This window comes from Paraburkholderia sp. SG-MS1 (assembly GCF_012275575.1).
Lineage (GTDB): Bacteria > Pseudomonadota > Gammaproteobacteria > Burkholderiales > Burkholderiaceae > Paraburkholderia.
Genome location: NZ_NPIH01000208.1, coordinates 13,056 through 34,167, shown reverse-complemented (window position 1 = coordinate 34,167; position 21,112 = coordinate 13,056). Strand labels below are relative to the sequence as shown.

Below are 21,112 nucleotides of genomic sequence, written 5' to 3'. Positions count from 1 at the left end.
GGTCATGCAGTGGCCACCGCCACGACCGCGCCCGAGTTCCGCGCCGACGATCGTGATCACCTCGATGCCCTGCTTGCGCAGCAGCGTGTTGGTGTAAGTGTTGCGGTCGTACGCATAGACCACCCCCGGCGACGCGCACACGAGGTTCGCACCGCTGTCCCATTGCGTGCGTTCGCGCTGATAGTCGCTGCCGCCCGCCTCCACCACGCGCAGTTTCTTGAGCCCCAGGGCTTCAGCCACCACGTCGACGAACGGCTTGTCCTCACGATGCAGTTCCACGCCGCTCGGATGGCTGCTCGGGCGGTACGAGAACGTGCGCGTCTTGTTCATGAAGTCTGGCGCGAGCAATACGCAGTCACGGTCGGCGAACGTGAACACCGTATCGAGGTGCATGGCCGCGCGAATCTTCGGCATGGCCGCCACGATAACGCGCTCGGCCGCACCCTTCTGGAACAGCGTCGCCGCCAACTGGCTGATTGCCTGACGCGAGGTGCGCTCGCTCATGCCGATCAGCACGACGCCTTTGCCAATCGGCATCACGTCGCCGCCTTCGAGCGTCGCGAGACCATGGTCCTGAGTCGGGTCGCCCCACCACACGTTGACCTTGCCCGCGAAGTCAGGGTGGAACTTGTAGATCGACGTCGTGAGGATCGTTTCCTCATGACGCGCCGGCCAGTACAACGGATTCAACGTCACCCCGCCGTAAATCCAGCAGGTCGTGTCGCGCGTGTAAAGTGTGTTCGGCAGAGGCGGCAGCAGGTACTCGGTGGTCCCCGCCGCTTCGCGCGCGATTTCCAGCGCCTTGCCGCCGTGCGCTTCCGGGAAATCGTGAGTCGACAGCCCCCCGATCAGCGTCTCGGCGAGCTTGCGATTGTCGAGGCCTTCCAGATAGCTGCGCAACTCGTCGATGAAACCGAGTCCCACCTGATTAGGGACGACCTGGTTATCGAGAATCCATTTCTTGCCCTCCGGCACCGCCACGGTTTCCGCCAGCAGGTTGTGCATTTCCAGCACTTCTACACCGCGGTCCCGCATCTTGGTGACGAAGTCGAAGTGATCGCGCTTGGCGTTCTCGACCCATAGCACGTCGTCGAACAGCAGTTCATCGCAGTTGCTCGGGGTGAGCCGCTGATGGGCCATCCCTGGCGCGCACACCATCACCTTGCGCAGCTGTCCGACTTCCGAGTGCACACCAAATCCAGCATCTTTCACATCTGTATTCGCCATGACGAACTCCATTCGTTAAATGGTGATGTAACCTGTCGCGATCCAGTAAATACCGACGACTGCGCCAATAACCGCGAGAACGAAAATGATCCAGTCGGACGCTTTGGTGAATACGGGCACGTTCTGCTCGCGTCGACACCAGAAGTAGAGCGCCGTTCCCGGCGCATAGAGAACCGCTGACAGGACAATAAATTTGATGCCCCCGGCGTAGAGCAGGAAGGCCGTATAAACCGTGGCGATGATGGCGATGATGAAATCGCGATTGCGTTCCTCTGGCCGGACGTCATAGGTTTCCCTGCGTTTCGTCAATTGCAGCCCATACCCCGCCACGAACAGGAACGGAATCAGAGCCATCGCACTGGTCAGATTCAGCATCAGCGAAAACGCGTCCCGCGACCAGTACGTGGTGATGACAATCAACTGCACGACGATATTGGTCGCCCACAGCGCGACCACGGGAACCTTGTTCTTGTTTTCTTTCGCGAAGGCAGAGGGCATGTCCTTCGTCTTGGCAGCAGTAAACAGCACCTCGGCGCAGATCAGCGACCACGCTAGGTAGGCGCCCAACACCGAGACGAGCAGCCCGATACTGACGAAGACCGCACCCCATGGTCCCACTACTGCCTCGAGAACGGTCGCCATCGACGGCTGACGCATGACTGCAACGTCGGGACGCATCAGCACGGCATAGGGAAGCAAAGTCACAAGCACCATCAACGTAGTGACGATGATGAAGCCGGTGATTGTCGCCGCCCCCACGTCGGAGCGCTTTTTCGCGTACCGCGAATACACGCTCGCGCCCTCGATGCCGAGGAAGACGAACACCGTGACCAGCATGGTCGCCCGCACCTGTTCGAAAATGCCTCCTTCCAGCCCTGCGCCATAGAAATTGACACGGAACAGCTCCATTCTGAACCCGAAGATCAGGATCAGGATGAAAACCAGGATCGGGATGACCTTCGCGACCGTGACCACGGTGTTGATAAAGGCGGCCTGCTGCACGCCCTTCAGGATCATGAAGTGGAAGAGCCATATGCCTATCGAGGCGACGACGATCGCCACGACCGTATTGCCCTCGCCAAATACCGGGAAGAAGGCCCCCAGCGTCGACTTGATCAGCACCCAGTAGGAAACGTTGCCGATACAGCTACCAATCCAGTAGCCGAAGGCGGAAAGAAAGCCGGGGTAGTCGCCGAAGCCCTCTTTGGCGTAGGCGAACACGCCGGCGTCGAGTTCAGGCTTTCGTTCAGCGAGAGACTGGAACACCCGCGCCAGCATATACATCCCGGTGCCGGCAATCAGCCACGCAATGACGGCGCCCAGCGGGCCGGTGGCATTTGCAAAAGTTCGAGGTAAGGAGAAAATCCCCGCTCCGACCATTCCGCCCACCACCATGGCAGTGAGCTGCATTTTTGACATTTTCTGCGCTGTGGACGCCATTCGGATTCCTTTTTAGTTACCTTGCTAACTAGGGTGGTATTAGCTTCGAACGTAACGTATATTTCACAGCTTCATCATGCCCAGCACGGCCGCACTACTCTGCATCCGCCACATGAAAAGAATGGTACGTCGGCACGATTTTGTCAATTGATCGGGAGTCAATATTACGGCCGCCTCCGCGCAGTGGACGAGATTACCCCGCTATCCACCTTGGCATAGAACCCACGCGTATCGACATGCGTGACGCTTATATGCGGCCCGTTTCAATGCTGGTTAATTCGACAAATCCGGCTGGGCTGTTTGTGAGCTCGCTCGACTTGTTCGCCCAGGGAAAATCAGAAAGACAGTCGCTGAAGGGCCGATCTCGACATCAACATGTTGATCATCGACAATCAATATGAGGTTTCGATAGGGAGAGGAGTTATAGCGTACCGTCGCTTTGCTGCAGTGTGAACGCGTCCTCGCGTACTCGATGATCATATCGGCGTCGAACGGTAAGCTGAAGTTGGCGTCTCAAGCGTGGCGACCGCACATGGCGACACTTGCTCCGTTCCAGGCGGACGTCGTGGCCGTGTAACCGCACGAACATCAGCACGGCGTCTCTTTTCGCCGATGCGCAGCGGCCTGCAGGGATGCCGGCCGCGATCTCTACCATTGCTTTTATGCGGTGCGAATTTACCGGAGCCTTTTCTGTTTTTATCAGCGGCGATGACTGGGAAGACGTAAATCGGGCAATACCGGGCCAAAATCCATCACGCGACGTTGTTGCGCCGACAAACCGCCTGCGCTTGATCGCGCCGCACCATTCCACTGAACGGCGCGCGCCTAAAGCAGCTTCCTCAGCGTCAGACGCGCCTCCAGCCCCCCCCCCGCGCGGTTCTGCAACGTCAACGTCGCATCCATCGCCAGCGCGAGTTGCCGTGCAATGGCAAGACCGAGCCCCGTGCCGCCCGTATGGCGATTGCGCGAAGTCTCCACCCGGTAGAACGGCTCGAATACCGCCTCCAGCGCCTGCGCCGGAATGCCGGGCCCACGGTCGAGCACACTGATCGTTGTCTGCCCATCGTGCACCGCTGTGATCCTGATCTCGGCTGCGCCGCCAAACTTCAATGCATTGTCGACGAGGTTGCCGACGATGCGGCGCAGTGCCTGCGGACGGGTTGTCACCGACATGCCGAAGCGGCCTTCCAGAGATACGTCCTGACCAGCATCGAGGTAATCGAAGACGAGGCTGTCGAATAGCGCATCCGGATCGATGCGGCACGGCACCTCGGTCGTGCCGTGCATGGTCCGGGCGTATGTCACGCCTTCTTTGACCAGCGTCTCCATCTCCTGCAAATCCTGCCTGAGCTTCGCGCCCTGTGCGTCGTCGTCCATCACGTCGACGCGCAAGCGCATGCGCGTAATTGGCGTTTGCAGGTCGTGTGAGATCGCCGCGAGAATCTGCATGCGTTCGGTCATGTACGTCGCGATCCGGTCCTGCATCGCGTTGAACGCGCGCGCGGCACGTGCCACTTCCGAAGGTCCGTCTTCCGGCAGACGGTCCGCTTTCAGATCCGGGCCGAGCGTGTCGGCCGCCAGCGCCAGCTGATGCAGCGGGCGCGTCGCGAGCCGCACCGCGAGCCAGCAGCACGCGGCGAGCACCACCAGTTGCAATAGCAGCACCAGCAGCAGCCAGCGCGACAATGGCGCGCCTGACATCGGACGCATATCGATCGTCAGCGGCGTGCCGTCGCTCAACTTCAGATGCACCTGCAGGCGTTCGCGGTCGCCGGGGACCGCGTTCACCGTCAGCGGATAACGGTTGCCGATGCCGACATCGATCGAGCGCGCGACCCGCTCCGAGAGACTCGCATCGACTGGCTCGCCGCTCACGCCGGGCCCGAGAACGAACTCGTAGCTGCGCCGTGCGAGACGCGGCAACCACTGGGCCCGCTCATCAGGCGGCAAATGATCGAGCAGGGCCACCGAACTCGCCACCTCGCGTTCGATGTAGCCCATCATCACGTTGGTCATCGTCTGGTCGCGTTCGGTCATCGTGAGCCAGAACGACAGCGTCTGCGCGAGCGCCAGTCCGACGAACAGGATCACGGCGAGTCGCGCGAACAGCGTGCGGGGCCAGCGCGGCCATGACGCTGCAATCATTCCGGATCCCCGATGGTGGTCACGGCGGCGGAGAATACGTAGCCTTCGCTGCGCAGCGTCTTGATGTAGCGCGGCTCGCGGGCAACGTCCCTTAAACGTTGACGCAGACGGCTCACCATCAGATCGATCGAACGGTCGAACTGATCGGCCTGGCGGCCCTGAGTCAGATTGAGCAGTTGATCGCGCGTCAACACCCGCTGCGGATGATCGAGGAATACGCGCAGCAAGCGATATTCGGCGCCGCTCAACGCGACCATCGTGCCTTCGGCATCGAGCAGATGGCGCGCGGTGGTATCGAGCCGCCAGTCGCCGAAGCGCAGCATTTGCGCCGATTCCGTCACCTCCATGCCAGGCGGCAGCATCCGCGCGCGGCGCAGCACCGAGCGAATCCGCGCGAGCAGTTCGCGCACGGCGAATGGCTTGGGCAGATAGTCGTCGGCGCCCATTTCCAGACCCACGATCCGGTCCGCTTCCTCGTTGCGCGCCGTGAGCATCAGCACGGGCACGGCGCGGAATTTGCCGGCACGCAGTTCGCGGCACAGCACGAGACCGTCCTCGCCCGGCAGCATCAGGTCGAGCACGATCAGATCGGGCGCGCCGTGCTCGAGCACGGCGCGCATCTGATGACCGTTGGCCGCGAGCGACACGCGCATGCCGTTCTTCTCAAGGTAAGTCGCCAGCAATTCGCGGATACCGCGGTCGTCGTCGACGATCAATACATGGTCGGCCGTTTCCATCGAGGCACTATCTCTTACGGCGTTTGAACTGCAGCCCGCTCGCCTGGACCAGCGTGCATTGCAGCGGATGCGCCAGCTCGGTCGCGAAACCGCCGGCGATGAACAGGACGATCGCCAGTAACCGCTTCACGCGTCCTCCAGCACGGAGAGGCTGGCGCCGTCGGCAACGCCGGCTTCCAGCGTATAGGGGTCGACACCTTCGAGGCAACCGATATTGACGCGCCATTGCTGTGGGTCTTTGCGCGTTTGATGAAATGGATAAATGCCGCAGTGCTTGCAGAAGTAGTGCTTCGCCACCTTCGTGTTGAACTGGTAAAGCGTCAGCGCATCCTCGCCACTCACGATTTTCAGTTGGCTCGCGGGGAACAGCGGCGTCATCAGCGCGCCCTTGCGCCGGCACAGGCTGCAGTTGCATCGTCCGGCGGGAACGACCGCGGTGCGAACTTCGAATTGGACGGCCCCGCAATGGCAGGAGCCTTGCAGCGAATCGGCGCTCATGGTGGTCTCGGTAATTGGCAACGATTGCTTTATAGCCTGGATCACCGCACCGATTGTATCGCAGTGTATCTACCGGTCCGCCCGATACATAACATTGCAATAAGCGCTGTTTCTGACCGCGAAACCGTTGTCTGAAGCAGCATCAAGCGGCATCGATCGACCGATGAGGCGAGCACGCGCACACGAAAAGAGGGACGCGGCGCTAGCTATCCTGCGCCGTGCTCGACACGCCAGCGACGCCGCTTTGAATCGACGAACCACGAGGCCGCGTCGGCCCGCCGTCACTCATGACGGGTTGAAGATGCGCGGCGCATGCGAGATCCGCAGCGGCGTTTATCCGCCCAGCAGCCAGCTTCCGCCGCAGCGGCAACTGGCGACCGAACCCGGTATCAACGTGTTGACGGTGTCGCGGGCGTATAAGGAAATGCAGTTGCACGGCCTCGTGATCGGCAGTAAGCGGCGCGCAGCACCGTCTGTATGCGGTGATCAACAGTCTGATCGGCACCGACGGCGTCATCCTCGCCGATCAACTCACCTATTACGGCCTCAAAGCGTGGGCACCGGCTTTCCAGTTCGAGATCGTTGGCATCCCTAGTTATCTCGACGGCCGGTTGACCGACGACGTCGAGGCCGTGTGCCCACGCCATCGCGTGAAGGCGATCTTCAAGGTGCCCAATCTGCAGAATCCGGCTGTCATCACGATGAGCCTCGAACGCCGCATGGCGCTCGTCGATATTGCGCGGCGGCACTGCATGCCGGTCATCGAAAACGACGCCTTTGGGCCACTCGTTTCGCAACTCTGCCGACGGTCGCAAGCCTGTGTCCCGAGCTGACGTTCCACATTGCGGCGACCTCGAAGATCCTCGCGCCCGGGTTGCTGCCCTCTGATCAGATGCAAACTAACTCGGCCTGCATGTTGTGTGGCTCAAGTTGCCGTCGCGCTTTACGTGCTGATCTGTCAATGAAGATGTAAGCTTCCGCGTCATTCCTCACGAGTTTGCTACACCCTTTTTTTGACCGCGTCGTGACTGCGCTCGCGCCTGTGTCCTCCCTTTCTCTCGCGTCACTGAGCACAATCAATATCGGCTCGCAAGCGAACAAAATATCGCCTCGATGCGGGCAACCTGCCATGCGCGCGCATCCTGGGCGAATACCCTTGACTTTTGAGCAGCCGGCCCTTCCAATACGAAACGTATGCCAGTTCGTTTTGCCGCGTATTGCTCTTTAACTAATACGCACATCCATTCAAAATTCAGACGTTCCTAACAGCGCGGTCTCTTTACCAAGCGGTTTATTCGTTCACCGTTTGCATTGAATAGCCGCCCGCCACTCCCAGTTTTTGCTGTCGTTTCTGCCCCACCGGTTTTCTTTGTCCGCCGTGTATTCGGCTTCAGCTCGCGACATGGAGCACTCCTCACAACGGAGTTGTCTTGGCTGCCTCGAAAGATCAACCAGTGCGTCACGCGCCCGCCCGTATCGACCTCGCCTTGCAAGGCGGAGGTTCACATGGCGCCTTCACATGGGGTGTCCTCGACCGTCTGCTCGAAGAATCCTGGATACAGATTGAAGGGATTTCCGGCACATCGGCAGGCGCAATGAACGCGGCCGTGCTCGTGAGCGGCTATCAATTGGACGGTGCGACCGGCGCGCGCGCCGCGCTCGAAGCTTTCTGGCGACGCGTGTCCGATGCGGCGGTCTTCAGTCCGTTCCGGCGCAGCCCGTTCGACGCACTGATGGGTCGCTGGACGCTCGACAATTCACCGCTGTTCATCGCGATGGATCTCGCGGCGCGCGTGTTCTCGCCTTACGACATGAATCCGCGCGGCGTCAATCCACTGCAAAAAATCCTCGATGAGTCGATCGACTTCGCCCATTTACGCGACGCGCCGATCAAGCTCTTCATCACGGCGACCCGGGTGCGCACCGGCCAGGCGCGCGTGTTTCGCAACGCCGACCTGTCGGCCGACGTGCTGCTCGCGTCGGCCTGTCTGCCGACGCTCTTCCAGGCGGTCAACATCGACGGTGACGACTACTGGGACGGCGGCTACGCCGGTAATCCGACCATCACGCCGCTCGTTCGCGAATGCACGTCGAGCGATACGCTGCTGATCCAGGTCAATCCGGTCGAACGGGATGAAACGCCCCGCACCGCGCGTGACATCATCAGCCGTCTCAATGAAGTCGCGTTCAACGCGCCGCTGCTCAAGGAACTGCGGATGATCGCGCTGCTGCGCCGCGCGGCGGACGCGGGTAGTGACGAAGGACGTCACTGGGCCGAAATGCGCATCCACCGAATCGCCAGCGAAGCAATGACGAAGCTCGGCTACTCGTCGAAGCTCAATGCCGAGTGGGCATTTTTGACGATGCTGCGCGACGAAGGTCGCCGGGCCGCCGACGCCTTTCTCACCGAACACGCCGAGTCGATCGGCGTGCGCTCTTCGCTCGATCTCGACGCATTGCTCGACGGAGTTTGATCATGGACGTCATCACCCTGTCACCGCTCGCGGTGGGCCTCGGCCTGTTCGGCATGCTCGCGAGTCTCGCACTGTTGATCGGCTTCGCGTATCGCGGCTGGAGCGTGCTGCTGCTCGCACCGTTTGCCGCGATGCTCGCCGCGGCGATTTCCGGTGAGCCCGTGCTCGCCCATTGGACCCAGACCTTCATGAACAGCGCCGCGCGCTTTCTCGCGCAGTTCTTTCCGCTGTTCCTGCTCGGCGCGCTGTTCGGCAAGCTGATGGAGGACAGCGGTTCGGTCAAGGCGATCGCGAGTTTCATGACGGAAAAGCTCGGCGCGCACCGGGCGATTCTCGCGGTCGTGATCGGCGGTGCGCTCGTGACCTACGGCGGCGTCAGTCTGTTCGTGGCGTTTTTCGTGATCGCGCCGATGGCGNTTGTTCCAGGCCGCCAATATTCCGCGTCGTCTGATGCCGGCGGCGATTGCGCTCGGCACGTCGACCTTCACGATGTCCGCGCTGCCGGGCACGCCCGCGATCCAGAACGCGATTCCGATGCCGTTCTTCGGCACGACACCGTTCGCCGCGCCCGGATTGGGCGTGATCGCGAGCATCGTGATGGTGGGCTTCGGGTTGTGGTGGCTGTCGCTGCAACAGTCCCGCGCGCGCGCCGCGAACGAGGGTTTCGACGGCTTCGGCGGGGCCACCGCGGCGCCGGCGGCGAAGCCCGCGCCCGATGCAAAGCTCGTGCGTGAGCGCGCCACCGTATCGCAGAGCTTCGACCCTGAAGAGATCGAGCACGGGCACATCAGCGGCGATCTGCCTTCGTTCGGCGTCGCGATGACACCACTCGTGCTGGTGGTGTGCGTAAACTTCGTGATGAGCGTGATCGTGCTGCCGCGCATCGACGCCGACTATCTCGCGGATATCCGTTGGGGCGAGACGTCGCTAGCGGCGGTCGGCGGCGTGTGGGGCGTGTGCGTGGCGCTCGCGGTGGCGATCGTCGCGCTGATCGTGCTCAACCGGCGTCGCCTGCCGGCGTTGCGCGATACCGTCGATGCGGGTGCGAATGCGTCGGTGTTGCCGGTGCTGAGCGTCGGCAGCCTCGTCGGCTATGGCGCGGTGATCGCCGCCTTGCCCGCGTTTGCGCTGGTGCGCGAATGGGTGCTTGGTGTGGGCGGTGGTCCGCTCGTGTCGCTGGCGGTCGCGACGAATCTGCTTGCGGCGCTGACGGGCTCGGCATCCGGCGGCCTGACTATTGCTCTCGATGCGCTTGGCAGCACCTATCTGCAACTGGCCGCGCAACACGGTATCGACCCTGCCCTGCTGCATCGGGTCGCGGTGATTTCGTCGGGTACGCTCGATAGCCTGCCGCATAACGGCGCGGTAGTGACATTGCTGGCGGTGTGCGGGTCGACGCACCGGGAGAGCTATCGCGACATTGTGATCGTCGGCATTCTCGGCGCGTTGCTGGCGCTGGTCGTCGTGATTGTACTGGGGTCGATTGTTGGATCGTTTTAGGGCGATGCCCGCGGCGTTGGGTGTCACTCGGGTGAGGTGAGGTTGGTTGTGCGATTGGAAGACCCCGGCGCTTTTTCCGCACCTCGCGACACAACAAACAAACTGAAACCAGGCGCGACGTCAGCCTGTGAAGCCTGCCGACGCGTCAGGCCGCAGCGCGTGCCGAATTCATCCGCCCGAAAACAAACTGCCCGAGGTACCAGACCAGCTCGGTGTTCGACAGGATCGCGTCCTCCGTCACCGTCGACGGTTCGAGCTTCATTCGTCGCAGCATGAGCTTGCCTTCCCGCGATGCCACCCACGCGTGCATCAGTTCCTTGCGCGTTTTCGCGTCGGCCGCGTGGAAGTGGTCACGGCCCTTGCGCGAGTCCTCGTTCATCCGGGCGCGCACTTCCTCTTCGCGCGAGGCAACGCTGAACGCCACCGACTTTCTCGCCTCGGATTTGGCCACCTGTTCCTGCGTTTCGTCGGCGAGAAGCTTGGCCTGAACGTCGACCATCGTCCGTTCGGCTTCGGACATCTTCCAGTTGTCGCGCAGCGCTCGCATCAGGTAACCCGCCGGGCTCTTCTTGACCTGCCCGCGTTGGACCCTGAATCGCGTGTATTCGACCGCCTGCTGGATGCGTTCGTCGGTCCATACATCGCGGTTCTCGGAAATTTCGCTGAACTGCTTGGTGGACAGCGCGAATTCGTCGGTGAGAATCTTGTACAGGTGACTCGCATCCGCGAGGCTGGCCAGCACGGCGTCGGCGGTGTCCTTGCGTTTAAGCAGGAAACGGATGCGGTCGATTTTCTTCGATGACGTTGAGGCCGTTCGGGTCTCGTACGACAGCTCGATGTCCGATACGTCGTTGATTTCACGGACCGCCGGCTCGAGCCAGTCGCGCTTGAAGTATTTGAAGATGGCCGCGTTCGCGCCCATTCTGCCGGGCCAGTTGCGCATCTCATCGAGCTGAATCCAGTCCGTCCGCCCAGCCGGAACGTGCGGCAGCACTTTGTCATAGATCGCGCGCGCGAGGCTGCGCGTGAACGCAGTCGAAATGCGCAGGCTCAGCCAGTGCGATTTTTGCGGATCGCGGATGTGGGGGACCAGGCGTGGATGCACGTCAAAACGCATCCGCCCGCGGTGAAAACCGACCATCCCGATTAGTTGCACCTGGACCCATAGATCGTTCTCGTTAGGGTCGCGGTCCATGGGCGTGTTGGTCACCCGGACCTTCGCGTTCTGCGCTTCATCGGCGATGGTACGCAAGTGCTTGAGGTTGCGGCTGTCATAGCGCATCAACCACTTGAAGTAGTTCAGCTCGACGTCGTATTGATCGCGCTCGTCAGTCTCCTGCGCAACGATGAAATACGCGGCGTCGAGAAAGCGCCGCGCCGGCAAGCCCATGTTGACGATTTCAGTGAAGAAGTCATTGCGCTGATAGCCAATTTCACGATTGGCTTCATTGATTCGCAATCCCTGATCGAACATGTCCTCGAACAACGCGAGCGCCATCTGGCGAGACGTTGCCTTAGATTTGCCCTCTTCCGGATTGTCCGACGCCATGTTCTTCATCCACTTTTTTCGCTCCCGGGACTGTAGCACGCAGTGGTGAGCTGTCAACACACAGGACCTCACCTTCGATGAGGCGTCACAGGATGAATTGGAGGTTCTCGCCGATTACGCACATAGAACCTCACCAACCACACAACCAACCTCACCAGGACGGCGTGTCTTTCCCTCTCGACTCCCTGTTCCACAGGGCCGAGCGTGGAGCCATGCAGCCTATGCACAACCTACCTCACCTTCTGAGCAGGGCGCTGGGTGAAGCACATCTAACCTCACCTTGATGTGGAAAAAATCTCACTTTGTTGCACAATCGACCACACCTTTTCGCACAGCCTACCTCACCTTTGACACAGCGGACCTCACCTTTTTGAGCTTAAGTGATTGAATCGAATGAGGATCAAAATTCTTCGTGGGTTTGTTGGCTTGTTGATGTTTTAAAAAAACAAACAAACCGGCAGTCAGAAATGACGTGTTGCGCTGTCGTGAGATGGTGAGGTTGATTGTGCTGTTGCTACCTTTGCCAGACGCGCGCCACCGCGATGGTGAGGTTCGTTGTGTTTGACGTCCGTGCGATCGCTTGTCGTTTGGGGGCCGAACGGGAACTCCGCCCTTTTTCGTGGGGAAATGGCAGGGTGAGGTGAATTGTGCGTTGCAAAAATTAGCGTCTGCGGCCGCACCCGTGGCTCACCGACACCGTCGCTGGCATCCCTCAAGGTGAGGTTGATTGTGCTGACGGGCCCGCGTGCTCCCTGCTCGAAGGGGAAAACTGCACAACTGACCTCACCCTCTGCTGGTATTTTGAGCAAGCGGAATCCTTGAAGTCTCCATTTGTGTCTTGAAGGTGAGGTCATTTGTGCATATTCGTTTTTTTAAATAGCGGCCTGTCCTCCGAAGACGAGCCTAATTTGATGTGAAATCGTCCATCGCGGCTCTCAAAGAGGCTCCATTTCCAAAGAATTCTAAAAAGTAGACGTAAAAACAGCGATTTAAAGAGCTAACTTCAAGTATTTCCTGTATTCTGAGCTTTCTGGAATTTTATGGAAAAACCTCAGAATGGTCAGAACGAGCCAACTTCCTGCCGTAGACCGAACGGTTCACTTTGAACAGATCAGCCAGTTTGCGGAAAAGGTCACGATTTTCACGAACGAACTCCGTGACACGATCCTGGCGCCGCGTCCGCGAAAGACGGCTCCAGTTTTCAAGACCGGCGAGATTGCCGAGATGTGTAACATCTCCCACTCCCAGGTTCAATATCTCGCCACCAAAGGCGACGGCGAGTTGCCGCCCGGCACTGCGGCCGGCACCGGCCGAACTCGCACTTTTACGCTGGAAGAAGCGCGCATCTGGGTTCAGAAGGTTTCCGACATTTATCAGACGCCTCTCGTAACGCGGTTAAAAGAGCCGGATGGGAAAATTATCATCACCGCGCAGCTCAAGGGCGGGTCAGCCAAGACCACCACGACCATGTGTCTGGCGCAAGGGCTGTCCCTTCGCGGGCGTAAGGTCCTGGTGGTTGATCTGGATCCGCAGGCGTCTCTTTCTGAACTCTGCGGACTCTACGCCGAAAAAGACGTGACGCCGGAAGACACAGTTCTGCCGTACGTCTACGATCAGGAGATCGAGGGCGGTTTGGAGGCCCGAGTGCAGTCGACATATTGGGACGGGATTGATGTGATTCCCGCGCATACTGAACTGATTGGCGCCGAATTTCATCTACCGGCGATGCAGAAGATGCGGCCGGGATTTCGCTTCTGGACTGTGCTACGCCAAGGGCTCGAACCGCTGCGCAAAAAGTATGACTACATACTCATGGACACGTCCCCGTCGCTGTCGTACCTCAATCTGAATGCACTGATGGCAGCAGACGCAATGGTGATGCCGATGGTGCCGGAGAATCTGGATTTCATCAGTTCGCTGTCGTTCTGGCGACTTTTCTCGGACGTCTCCAAGAGCTTTATTAAATACGAGAAGGACAAGAAGTACGACTTTGTATCGTTGATGCTATCGCGTGTCGACTATGGGCGAAATTCGTCAGCACCGATCGTGCGCGCATGGGCGCAAAGCGCATACGAAAATTGGTTGCATTCGATCGAGGTGCCGGCAAGCTCCGTAATGAGCACGGGAGCACTGGCGTTTTCGACGGTGTTTGACATCAGCAGCACCCACAGTGCGTCCAAATCGCTGCAACGTGTACGGCAGCCGCTTGTCGATTATTGCCGATGGGTGGACGAAATCTATTCGGAAAAATGGAGGAACGCGCAATGAGCAATATGCGTGAACAATTGCTGGCGAAGACGTCCGGCATCCGTAAGACCTCGTCGATTAATGAAGACGAGGTTAAGCGCAGCAACCGGACGCAAACGGCGCCCGGACTCGCGGGCGCGTTAGCGGTTGCGCAACTTCGGGTACAGGAGCTTGAGTCGACGGGCGTTGCGTCCCAATTGCCGGTAGCAGGAATTTTGCCGAACCCTTGGCAACCGCGCCGGGTATTCAACGAGGCCAAACTGACGGAACTCGCCGAGTCTATCCGCGAGGTTGGACTCATGCAGCCGATCGTAGTTCGGCGCGTTGAAAACGACTATCAGATCGTGGCGGGGGAGCGTCGGTGGCGGGCGCATAAAATGTTGGGGAGCGAGACGATCAAGGCAGTCGTCGCGGATTGCTCCGATTCAGATATGGCTGTACTGGCGATGGTGGAAAACATCAGCCGCGATGATCTCGCCGATTACGAAATCGGCGTCGCTATTCGCCGGTCGGAGACGGAATTCCCTAATCGCAAACGGCTGGCCGAAGCGATGGGCTTATCGCGTGCGGGGCTTTATCAGTTCCTGGCATTCGATAATTTGCCGGATTTCATCAAGAAGGATCTGGACATTCAGCCGCGCCTGCTGGGGGGAACCGCGGCTCAGGCAATTGCCGCAGCAGTTAAGAAGCATGGCGAAGACGGTATGAAAGCCGCCGTGGAGATCTGGCCTCTCGTTCTGAAAGGTGAGATGGATCAGGGTAAGGCCGCTTCGGCGATTACTGCCCTGGCAACTCGCCGGGCGACGTCGGAAGGAACTAGTGGGCGCAGCATTGATAAGTTCTTTGCTGGAAAGGAACACGCGGGCAGTATTACCAAAGACATCAGTAATTTCACGGTGAAAATTAAAGCCGGCGTGATTACCGAGGCGCAAGAAACACAGATTCGGGAGTTGATCGGCCAGATGTTTCAGGCGCAGCCTAAGGCTGGCTGATAGAGGATTGCGTTGTGAAAAAAGCCCGCGGATTGCGGGCTTTTTTCTTTGAAGGGGCTTTCCTGCTGCGAGAGGGACTGTCTAGAGTCTAGACACTTTTTACATGGCTCAGATCGGGTAGAGCATCGACTCACGCCGTTGACGGAAGGGAGCATGCATAGCAGGTCAAGGCTGTACAGGGAACGGTTCCTGCGGCGGCCTGCCGTCCGCCAGACTGTTCCGCGAGATTCGCTATCGTGGAAAGGTCATCGTGGCGCGCGCCCATCTTATCTCTTTGGGGAAAGAGATGCCGCAAGAGCGAGGTACCGGAACCGATTTCGGTGTCCAACGGGTGTCATCGAACGACTCGCGGAAATTTTCGTCCTCGAGCCCTAGGCGGTCACTGAAAGCCTTGTCCAGTGGGCGCTCCTTAATCGATGCGCGTGTGTAATCTGTGCGCGAAACGCGCTCAAACGACCCATTGCACTGTCCGTTAAAGGCTAGTACTGGTCGATTTCTCAAGCGCTCTTATATGAGTCTGGTCAGCCGGGCCTATCTACTGCGATCAACATCAGTCGCGGTTGAAACATCGGGTCTGTCAGTCGCATTTTCCCGGGTACAAAAGCAGCTCTGGGAAAGTTCTGATTCCAGTGCGGGCCTCGTGCCCAAAGTTGATTATTCACGGCTCGACTACTTGTTTCACATCTTGGTCATTCTAGGTTGGATAGGGCTGGCTTTATTGCATCTCTGCTTCATGCGAGTCAAGGCGATAATGAGAACGCTCCGAGCGCAGCGAATCGAAACGCAACTCCGGCGCGTTGCACTTCCATTGGCACTGATCGCATCGGATGTGGGGTGAGGGAAGGCAGGCAGTTTCAACGACAGATATCGCGAATGACGACGACTCTCTTTCCTTGCCAGACGCGAGCAGGAGGGCGTCCTATCGAATCTGCGCTCCCGACGATGGGGTTGTTAGCCTGCAGCGCTGGTTCCGGGAGTAGCTCTATCTGAGAATGGCCTGAAATAGGCGGCCATTTCAAACCCGAATGACTTTTCCCGAGCATCGGTCATTAGCAGATCGACGTCCTGTGATTTGCCAGCTGCGCCCGCAAATACGATACAAGGGCATCGTGGGCGGACGCCGTAATTTCGTTTGCGTGCCTAGGAGAGGTGCCGGTTAGCAAGGGGCCGGTGCGGAACTTGTCTTTACATCGAACGGGACCCGCCGATTGTGTAGCCCGCATCCTGTTTTGAAGAGTGCACTAGCGCGCGGGATGCGCCTCCCCTCCGGCCGCACTACAAGTGATGATGCGGCGAAGGTCGTTCAACAGGGCTGCATGACGTCTTGACGGACCTTCACGCGAAACGACCTGCTGATAGCGGAGCGAAAAGTTTTTGTCCCGGGCAGGGAAGTCAGTCGCGGCGAGACTTTATGTAGTAGCCACCGTGTCTATTGGTGCGCCACCCAACTCGATTTCATTAAATCGAGCGGCGGAGTAAGTCAGATTGGTCGAGCCGCATTTGAACATTCAACTCCACATGTTGGCTGGTCAATCGTCGCATGGTGCGACCGCCCAACATCACTCCTCCTCGCAAATGCTGCTCGATGGAGCCGACCGCGATCGCGCTCGTGGAGGAAATGCTGCAAACTGCAGTCCGCCTAGAACAGAGATATCAACTTCTGAAGAGCGTCGTCACAGTCAGATCCTTGGATGGCTATTACCGCGCTGGAACGGGGCGCCTCGTAGTTGATTACCGCTTGTTGCAAGCACCGGATACCCTAGCGTCCAGACCAAATAGTCCACCCTCGGTGCTTACAACAGAGGAAAGATTTTGCGCTGCTAAAGGTGCGTTGAGCGCGAATTCGTTGCATGGAGGCTCCCATCCAACTCAGAGAGAATTGGATTCGAGTTAATCATAATTATTGGGGCCATAACATTTAGGTCTGAGAGCATCTGCAAAAACTTGGGAGGAAGAGCCGTGTCGATTCGTTCTTCCGCGCCTTTATTCATCACCAAGCAGCGCCGGGGCTAAACGAGGCCTTTGCCGAGGCGAGGCGCGCGTCGGCTCACTCAAATGGCGGTCATTTGGCGTTCACCAAATGCAATCCGTCGTGAAACATCCTTGAACAGGAGGCGAATCTAATAACTTGATGTTTAATATACAGATTCACTCAATTCCACCAATATGTTCCACGCAGGAGGAGCGCGTAGGCGTGCGATTGCATATGAGTAGATACCTACTTCGATTTGGCTTCGAGACGCCCGCCAAATTCCGCAAAATGTAGTATTCGATACGTGATATGTAGTGGTGCCTTACGACAGTGCTATTCGTGCTTAGCCTTGGCCGTATCCTGCTTATGTAGCACAACTGCCGGAGCGCCGGTCTCAAAGGCTGGAAAGACGAGCCTTCGCCCGCGGCGCGTAGCTAAAAGTCTCATAATTGGTCGTCTTTACATATCTCAAAATTGGCTATCGCCAAGCGCTTCGATAATGCTTCCGCTGCTGGCGCTGCGAAACGCATGATCGGCTACGGGCTCTGTTGGATTTTCGAACAGGGCTTGTTCTCAGGTGAAACATTCACATCTGACGCCGCGGGCAAATCAACTTGCCGCCTGACCCCCGCGGTTCATACGCTTTCTCCGGACGTTCCATCAAGCGAAAACAAACCGCTCGCTGCGCGCTTCCCCTGACCAGGCGCCTCAATCCTTTCCCGAAAAGGTGTCAGATTTTCGCTGAGCCGCACCGGGCGAAATCGGTGTGTGAATGAAAATAGAAGCGCTGCCACATCGTGCATGCGGGAACAGGGCATTGTCTGCGATGGTAGTCGGCCTTGAGGCTTCCTTGGCGTAATGCTGAATACGCCGCCTGTGTGTGCGGCTGAACGTCCATGGCCGATTCGTTCACCGTCCAACATGCTCCAAGGCGCTCCACTGAGTGCGTCTGAAGCAGCTTTCGGCCCGTAACACGTAAGCGTCGCGCGAGCACCGTCTAGACCGATGACGCCGAAGCGGACACAGTAGGCCCCACTAAACGAGTGGTGCAGACTACTTTGTCACCTGAGATAGCGACAGCAGCGAGACGGACGCATAAGGGCACGCCAATCATCCATAGAGTTTCGGCGAGAACCCGCAAAGCTGGCGTGTAAAGCCGGTGTCTCGGTCGCGCGACCGGCTCTGGAACACGGGCTCAAATGCGAATCTGTTGCTTAAATGGCGCCGGGCCTATCAGGCTGTGCAGTATGAGCCGCCGACATTATTGACGGCGGAAGTAGTGCACGATGAATGCACTATCGAATGCGCCGCTGCATCGCCCGTTCAGTCGCAGATCAGGCCCAGTCGGTCGTCGCGGGAGTGATTGAGATCAGCGTCGGCATTGCACGCGTGCGAAGGCGTGCACGATGCAGCAACGCTGTGTGGTGTATTGCGTACTCTGCGTGTCGCTGCGGAGGCTGAGGCGTGATCGGGATTCCTCGCGGCACGCGTTATGGCTGGCTGCCGGCGCCACGCTTACCGTAAAACTGAAGGTCGGTGAGATGCACCTTTACATCATCAACGAAAGCGTCGCGCGAGTACTGTCTAGACCAATGACGCCAAAGTGGACACCGTAAGCCCCGCCAAACGAGTGTGGAGACTACTTTGTTACCCGCGAGATCTGAAATAGCGGGCAGCGTCAAACATTCCCAGTGCATGCGACCCGTCAGTGCCGATGAGACCCGTCCCTGTGCCGGATGTTATTGGGCCGCTACCTTACCCGGTCACCACACGACTGTCTGTCTGTAGAAATAACATGCCGTCACGCGTCAACCGACAGGGGTACCGAAATGGGAATTTCCTCGCTTTCGTCTGGCTTGGGTTATTTAATTCTTCCCCACTATGATCCATCGCGCGCCGTAGCCACACTGCCTGGTCGTGCCCGATTGCAACCCCCGCTTACTGGCCCTGGCCCCCGCAAGCAGGCGGATCCGCAGAACCGTCCCAGCCACTTTCGGGATTCGAATGCCGCTGGACAATTGCCATCAGCAGGATCTGCCGTGGGCTCTGGCCGCATTGGCGCCGACAACCGTCCGCCCCCGGTTCCCAGTATCGCAACAGCTGTCGACCGAAAGGAAGGAATCGATAAGAATTTGCCAACCGAGCCTGCTCCGAGCGACGGTGAAGAAAAGCCACGTTTTCGTCGCGCTTTACTTGAACCGCAGTATCAGCCGAGCAACGAACATTGGGAAGACTACCAATACAGACATTACGACTGGAGCCAAGGCCTACCATCCGGCACTTCCAGGAAAAGCGGCAACAAGCCACCAGAGGACGAAGGAGGATCGCCACCACTAACAGTTGCAGAAACTCTCAGCGAATTCGCTGTCGGGTTTCTGTTTGGTGGGCCGTCACTGGATCTGCTGCCGGCCAGAAAATGGGGACCGGCCGGCTTGCCTAAGTCCTTCAACCCCGACCTATTCACTACTAACGGGCAACGTCAGATTGATGTGGTTCCTGGTCGTAATTTCCCAGAAGTGCCACCTCCTTCGTCGGCAGGCAATATCAGTTCTAATGCCGTGCCGCAGGGAGAATGGCTCGCGCAGGGTAAAGCCCCGCCTGAAACAAACCGGCCGGAGTTTTCCGGGAAGACAGAGAAAGCCGTGATTCAAGACGTTGGACAAACAAAACCCAATACCCCTCCCAAAAGGGTTGCAGTATTAGAATCCAGTGGTTCCGCAGAGCAACTAAATGGCCGTCCCCTGGGGCCGCCAAGCCGACTTGTTAGCAAGGCGTCGAATCGAAACTACGACCCTCCTGCAGAATTCGCGATATTTCTGGACAGATATAATGGCAAAAGGAGATTAAATATATTGGCACATAGTCAGCTTCAATCCGATGGCGAGCTAAAAATTATGGGAGGAAACGGGCCTAAGTCAGCAGATCAGGTGGCGGCAGACATTAATTCAATCAGGCATAAATTTCATTTCGACAACGTCAGGATAATTTCCTGCAAATCAGCGGATGGAGGGGTGCAATCCTTGGGGCAGAAAGTGGCTGACCTAACGGGTCTTCCGGTGAAGGCATATCAGGGTGCAGTACACACTGTAAGTGATTCTTTGAAACCGCAGTGGAGTAACAATTCGCGTGTTTACGTACTGAAAACACGAGACGACGTGCAAAAATATGCCTCCGGGATTATTGAGAGTTTTCCGCCGGGGAGAGGAACGGAACACGTGAATAGACTTTTGGAGACGATTGAGTACGCACCAGTAAAATTTACTCCGATTCAAGATGCGCCCCTCAATTTATCAAAAAAAGCTTTTGGAAATTAGGAATTCTACGCCGGGAATTCCAGAAAATTGCGTCGGTCCACATTGAGCGTCAATGGACGTCTGGCCTGACATGACGGGCGGGTAAGTCGATCGGCAAATGCCCGCCCGAACTGCCGTGCCCGCTTTGCTTCCAGCAGCATCGATAGTGCGCCGGGCTCAGGCAGATAACGCCACCGTCGGCTTGAGGCCATACGAAGCGTCCCTTCTCGAGTCGCTTCACCAGCAGGCACATGCCATGGCTGCTCCACCACAGCACTTTGAGCAGATCGCCGCGTTTGTCCCGAAACACGAAGACGTGCCCGCAGAACGGATCCCGTTCAAGCACGATTTGCACTTTGGCGGCGAGGCATGTTGAATGCAGCCCGCATGCCGGTCACACCGGCAGCCCGCCAGACACGCGTCCCTGATGGCAGGCCAGGCACGCGACGACCGCAACGTTGCCAGTAGCGTCCCAAGCGCGTTCAGGGTAAGTGGTCCATCGAAGCGAACTCGCACGGCGCCAACTCGACGACGATACCCGACCTCAGTGGCGTCGGCACGGGCCAATGCACAGGAATGAACGTCTCAGCGGGCTGAGCTTGCATAGTCGATTGATCGCGCTCATGAGCACGACGCCAGCGCGCGATCATGTTGGCGTTCAAACCGTGCTCCTGTACTGCATCGGCGATGGAACGAGCCGGATCGTTTGAGGCGCGACGACCATCGCCCGGAATGCCTTCGAGTAGTTCCTAAAACCCCTTCGTCGGCCTACTGCCTTCGTTTCCATCGTTGTGATTCCCACGTGATCTGGTGACAACCAGGTTGCGCGCTTGCGCGCACCTTTGAACAGACGGTGGTGAAGCAATGCTGACTCATCAACTGGCACGACGGCTGCAGCTCTCGATCGATCCTGCGTCGTGGAGGGGAGGGCGCGATATGAGCGTGAGTCGCAGCCCACGCTATTGCAAGCCTCGCCGAAAGGCCACGTCGCGTGCGGTCTTATGATAAGGGATCCGAAATAAAAATAAATTTTGCCAA

Annotated in this window: 12 protein-coding genes and 2 pseudogenes; 6 read left to right on the top strand and 8 right to left on the bottom strand. The window is 58.4% G+C overall.

The genetic code is table 11. The annotated features are described in order from the left end of the window. The 6 genes from CIC12_RS16815 to CIC12_RS16795 form a co-directional block, all read right to left on the bottom strand. Positions 1-1,227: arginine deiminase (locus tag CIC12_RS16815; RefSeq protein WP_168665221.1), on the bottom strand; the 1,227-nt coding region annotated here is incomplete at its 3' end. Positions 1,228-1,242: 15 nt separating this feature from the next. Further along, the gene (locus tag CIC12_RS16810; RefSeq protein WP_168665220.1) at positions 1,243-2,667 is read right to left on the bottom strand and encodes a basic amino acid/polyamine antiporter; all 1,425 of its coding nucleotides are present in this window, start codon (positions 2,665-2,667) and stop codon (positions 1,243-1,245) included. An 825-nt stretch (positions 2,668-3,492) separates the two neighbouring features. Next, positions 3,493-4,812, bottom strand: a complete 1,320-nt coding sequence (locus CIC12_RS16805) for an ATP-binding protein (RefSeq protein WP_168665219.1) — start codon at positions 4,810-4,812, stop codon at positions 3,493-3,495. Continuing rightward, positions 4,809-5,549, bottom strand: a complete 741-nt coding sequence (locus CIC12_RS16800) for a response regulator (RefSeq protein ID WP_168665218.1) — start codon at positions 5,547-5,549, stop codon at positions 4,809-4,811. Before CIC12_RS16800 ends, CIC12_RS16805 begins: the two co-directional genes overlap by 4 nt. Positions 5,550-5,556: 7 nt before the next feature. Then, complete coding sequence (locus tag CIC12_RS33650; protein ID WP_274597560.1) at positions 5,557-5,679, bottom strand: hypothetical protein; 123 nt, start codon at positions 5,677-5,679, stop codon at positions 5,557-5,559. Next, positions 5,676-6,047, bottom strand: a complete 372-nt coding sequence (locus tag CIC12_RS16795; RefSeq protein ID WP_168665217.1) for a GFA family protein — start codon at positions 6,045-6,047, stop codon at positions 5,676-5,678. The genes CIC12_RS33650 and CIC12_RS16795 overlap by 4 nt, the downstream gene beginning before the upstream one ends. 163 nt (positions 6,048-6,210) lie before the next feature. On the opposite strand from CIC12_RS16795, the pseudogene CIC12_RS16790 reads away from it, so the two are divergent. The 3 genes and pseudogenes from CIC12_RS16790 to CIC12_RS16780 all read left to right on the top strand — a co-directional run. Beyond that, positions 6,211-6,924, top strand: a pseudogene (locus CIC12_RS16790) (hypothetical protein); the annotation flags it as partial. A 553-nt stretch (positions 6,925-7,477) separates the two neighbouring features. Beyond that, complete coding sequence (locus CIC12_RS16785) at positions 7,478-8,521, top strand: patatin-like phospholipase family protein (RefSeq protein WP_174772078.1); 1,044 nt, start codon at positions 7,478-7,480, stop codon at positions 8,519-8,521. Positions 8,522-8,523: 2 nt separating this feature from the next. Beyond that, positions 8,524-10,021: pseudogene (locus CIC12_RS16780) on the top strand (GntP family permease). 145 nt (positions 10,022-10,166) lie between these two features. Here CIC12_RS16780 and CIC12_RS16775 read toward each other — a convergent pair. Then, positions 10,167-11,570, bottom strand: a complete 1,404-nt coding sequence (locus tag CIC12_RS16775; RefSeq protein WP_174772079.1) for a replication initiation protein — start codon at positions 11,568-11,570, stop codon at positions 10,167-10,169. A gap of 1,056 nt (positions 11,571-12,626) precedes the next feature. Between CIC12_RS16775 and CIC12_RS16770 the strand changes: the two genes are divergently transcribed. From CIC12_RS16770 to CIC12_RS16760, 3 genes are all read left to right on the top strand, one after another. Beyond that, entirely contained in the window at positions 12,627-13,838 is a 1,212-nt protein-coding gene (locus CIC12_RS16770; protein WP_168665215.1) for a ParA family protein, read from the top strand. Continuing rightward, the gene (locus tag CIC12_RS16765; RefSeq protein WP_168665214.1) at positions 13,835-14,809 is read left to right on the top strand and encodes a ParB/RepB/Spo0J family partition protein; all 975 of its coding nucleotides are present in this window, start codon (positions 13,835-13,837) and stop codon (positions 14,807-14,809) included. Before CIC12_RS16770 ends, CIC12_RS16765 begins: the two co-directional genes overlap by 4 nt. A 4,011-nt stretch (positions 14,810-18,820) precedes the next feature. Continuing rightward, complete coding sequence (locus CIC12_RS16760) at positions 18,821-20,095, top strand: hypothetical protein (RefSeq protein ID WP_238812670.1); 1,275 nt, start codon at positions 18,821-18,823, stop codon at positions 20,093-20,095. A gap of 49 nt (positions 20,096-20,144) precedes the next feature. On the opposite strand, the gene tnpB is transcribed toward CIC12_RS16760, so the two are convergent. Next, positions 20,145-20,456, bottom strand: coding sequence for an IS66 family insertion sequence element accessory protein TnpB (tnpB, locus tag CIC12_RS16755; protein WP_446728020.1), 312 nt, complete (start codon positions 20,454-20,456; stop codon positions 20,145-20,147). Positions 20,457-21,112 lie beyond the last annotated feature (656 nt).